Annotated in this window: 2 protein-coding genes and 2 pseudogenes; 3 read left to right on the top strand and 1 reads right to left on the bottom strand. The window is 49.7% G+C overall.

Annotation, left to right across the window (positions count from 1 at the left end):
- Positions 1–131: 131 nt before the first annotated feature.
- A pseudogene (locus tag METMK1DRAFT_RS03330) lies at positions 132–412 on the bottom strand (IS256 family transposase); the annotation flags it as partial.
- A gap of 168 nt (positions 413–580) precedes the next feature.
- Between METMK1DRAFT_RS03330 and METMK1DRAFT_RS03325 the strand changes: the two are divergent.
- From METMK1DRAFT_RS03325 to METMK1DRAFT_RS19935, 3 genes and pseudogenes are all read left to right on the top strand, one after another.
- Positions 581–1,978 (top strand): aromatic ring-hydroxylating oxygenase subunit alpha, encoded by a 1,398-nt coding sequence (locus METMK1DRAFT_RS03325; RefSeq protein WP_009070864.1) that lies wholly within the window; start codon positions 581–583, stop codon positions 1,976–1,978.
- A gap of 1 nt (position 1,979) precedes the next feature.
- On the top strand, positions 1,980–2,555 hold the full coding sequence (locus tag METMK1DRAFT_RS03320) for an aromatic-ring-hydroxylating dioxygenase subunit beta (RefSeq protein WP_009070862.1): 576 nt from the start codon (positions 1,980–1,982) through the stop codon (positions 2,553–2,555).
- Between the two features lie 227 nt (positions 2,556–2,782).
- Positions 2,783–3,212 (top strand): annotated as a pseudogene (locus METMK1DRAFT_RS19935) (IS701 family transposase); the annotation flags it as partial.

Genomic DNA, 3,212 nt, shown 5'->3' with positions numbered 1-3,212 from the left:
CGAGCGCCATTTAGGCTGACCGCCGGGGCTGATGAAAATCTTTAAGTTACGTTAAAGTCCCATAACTGCTGTTACTTGAAGTCCCCCCACCTCCAGCTCCTGGGTTTAGAGCTCGGCGTTCCCAACACGGGCAGGAGGAGGGCCCTGAGCACCGGCCTCTCCTCCCTGAGCAACTCCTCCACTCCAGTCCTCACCCTCTCCCCTGTACGGCACGGGCAAACTCACCGTGACCCACTCCAGCCCGTACACGACCCCCCAGAGGGATACCCTGAACCCCCTCAGGAACCTGTACCTGGCGTACCTGGGGGAGGTCCTCTCCTCCTCCAGGGCCCTCCTCTCCATCTCATTCATTTAATGGCGCGACCTCCCCAACTACCTCAAGGAGGAGCGCGGTCACCACGTGATTTGACATCTCATGGTATGACCTAGCGCTCGTCCCCTTTTAGTGTACTAATGTAGGATCAATTAAGTCACTTTCATTCTATAGAAACAAATAGAAATCGCAATGGAGTCCTGAATCGCCCGTTTGTTACATGTAAAACATAAATAAGGGATATCAGCTAAATATATTGAGATCCCTATGTCAAGCCAGAGTGCAAAAGTGGATCTTAATCTAATGGAGAGTCTGGAGAGAGCAAGGGACTCCATTATCACGAAAGGGGAACTACCCTTATGGATGATCAGTAGTGAATCACTATATCAATTGGAGCTTAGAAAGTTGTGGCCTAGGACGTGGAACTTCGTGGGACATGAGAGTGAAATCCCGAATCCGGGTAACTACATGGTAAGGCACGTAGGTCCAAGGGATTCGGTAATCATCGTGAGAGGAGATGATGGAAGGCTTAGGGCATTTCTGAATCAGTGTGTGCATAGAGGACGTAAGTTATCAGCGGTAGATTACGGTGAAACCAAGGTCTTCAAGTGTCCGTATCACGGTTGGTCATATAATCTCCAAGGTAGGTGTATAGGAGTCCCCTTCATAGAAAAATTCCCCAAAGACTTTGATCCAGATAAGAACGGTCTAATTGAGGTGAGAATGGAGAGCTACGGAGGCCTACTGTTTGTGAACCTCGACGGAAGAGCTGAGTCTCTTAGGGATTATTTAGGAGATTATGCGTGGTATTTGGATATAATCGTGAAAAGGAGTAAGATAGGATTGGAGTTCCATCCCCCAATACGTTGGGTCGTGCCTACAAATTGGAAAGTAGCTGCCGAGAACTTGAACAGCGACGGTTACCATATCATGACTACGCACCTTTCTGGCATCCAATTGGGAATGATGCCTCCAGACGTGAACTTCAGAGGACTGGTCACAGCCCTCAGGGTGATATCTAGGAAAGGTCATAGCATAGACTTCGCTCACTGGCAACACGACTATATCCTTAAGCACAGGGAGTTGATGCCAGCATGTTACCCCAAATGGGCCCCAGAGGTGATCGAGAGTGCCAAGAGTAATTTGACCACAAGACAGTTCGAGACGTGGATTACATATCATGGAAGAACCATGTTTGGCATAATCTATCCCAACTTGAGTATTCTACATTCCTTCGCGGGCATCGAGGGTCTGACGGATTACGCTAGGGGAATACCAGGGGTACCTTTTATAGCCTTCAGGTTACTCAGGCCCATAAGGAATGACCTAATGGAGTGGACTACATGGTTCGCAGTCGAAAAGGACGCCAATCCCAGGTTCAAGCAACTCTCATATAGGGCATACATCCAGGAGACTAGCGTTGGTGGGTTCTTCGAGCCGGACGACATGGATAACTTCCAGTATATCACGGAGAGCTCGATGAGCCTCAAGGCAAATCTCGATGGAGAAAATGTGAGGGCAGTTTATCCCCTTAGAGCAGATCCGGTCAGACCACTCCACGAGATAGTGTATGACGATGTGGAGGTCATACCTCTTGGAATAACAGAGCAAGGGATGAGATATTTCTGGGCTAGGTACTTCGATTACCTGTTGAACGGTGATTGAAATGGGGGCAAGTAAACCTCTGTGGGAGGAAGAGACCAGCTTGGTTCAGGACTTGCTCTCTTTATCAGATCCGGTGGACGAGAGGACGTACTCAGAAGTAATGAAATTCCTATATAGAGAGGCGGAGCTGTTGGACTTCTGGCTATACGATAAATGGCTGGAGTTGATAGAGGAAGATGTGGACTACAGAATCCTCAAGAGAGTCACTAAGCCTAAGGGATTCGGTTTCGGCATATTGGAGGAACCTATCCTGTGGGATTTAGGGAAGGCGGCCCTAGAGGCGAGAATACAAAAAATGTTCAAGTCTCCCTTTGCTTGGTCCGAGGATCCGCCCTCCAGGACTATACACTACTTGAGTAACATAAATGTCTTCAAGGGAAGGGAAGAAGGGGAGGTCTTAGCTCGCTGTAACGTGATGTTCGTCAGAAATAGAGCTGACGATGTAGGGGCCGAGATACTTCCCTATCATAGAATAGATACTTTAAGGAGGAGAGGAGAAGGATTCAAGATAGCAAAGAGGTATGTAATACTCATTCAGACGGTGATACCCATGAAGAATCTAACCAGCATCTACTGATTTTGTTAATCTTAATGCAGACTGTAATGGATTGTTCCGTCAAGCATACCTCTCATTCGAGCTTAGGTAGAAAGTCTCAATTTTTAGTTAGACATGAAGAACTTATCCCCATTATACAACGTCTGGAAGGTGAGGTTGTTTTCGTCTTCTATACAACAGTTATGGGAATCTTAGGGAGGTAATACAGGAAAGTCGGTATTAGCGAGAAGTTTTTCGACGTCGTCTCGCTGAAAAGGTGCGGAAAGGGACTGATCGAGTTCGCTAGGGAGAGGCTGGTCAGGGAGGTCAACAGGCTGGGCGTGGTCAGGGGGAACGGGAGGAGCAGGAAGGTCGGGTTGGCGCTAGTCCTCATGGTCCTGGTAGGTGGGAGGGCCAGCGTGAGGAACGCGGCCGAGACGTTCGGGTTGGACTACGCAAACCTGCTGGAGGCGTTGGGAGAACTCGACGACGCGTGGGGGCTGGAGGTCCTGTCAGACTGGTGAAGGGCCAGGTCGTCATCGTGGACGACACCGTGGACCACGACGCTCCAGGGGGAAGGACATGAGCCCCTGAGAACTACTGGATCTGCTGCCACGCCCACGGGAGGTTCGAGAGGACCAAGCTCCTCACGGTCGCCATAGTGGACCTCTCCACGGGCAGGACGTTCATGGTGGGAGC

The organism is Metallosphaera yellowstonensis MK1 (genome assembly GCF_000243315.1).
Classification (GTDB): domain Archaea; phylum Thermoproteota; class Thermoprotei_A; order Sulfolobales; family Sulfolobaceae; genus Metallosphaera; species Metallosphaera yellowstonensis.
Note: the sequence above shows the minus strand (reverse complement) of the source record. Positions and strands in the feature narration are given on the sequence as shown.

What these genes read in the sequence shown, in the direction of transcription:
- METMK1DRAFT_RS03325 (WP_009070864.1), top strand. Translation starts at nt 581, where the DNA reads ATGTCAAGCCAGAGTGCAAAAGTGGATCTTAATCTAATGGAGAGTCTG.
- METMK1DRAFT_RS03320 (WP_009070862.1), top strand. Translation starts at nt 1,980, where the DNA reads ATGGGGGCAAGTAAACCTCTGTGGGAGGAAGAGACCAGCTTGGTTCAG.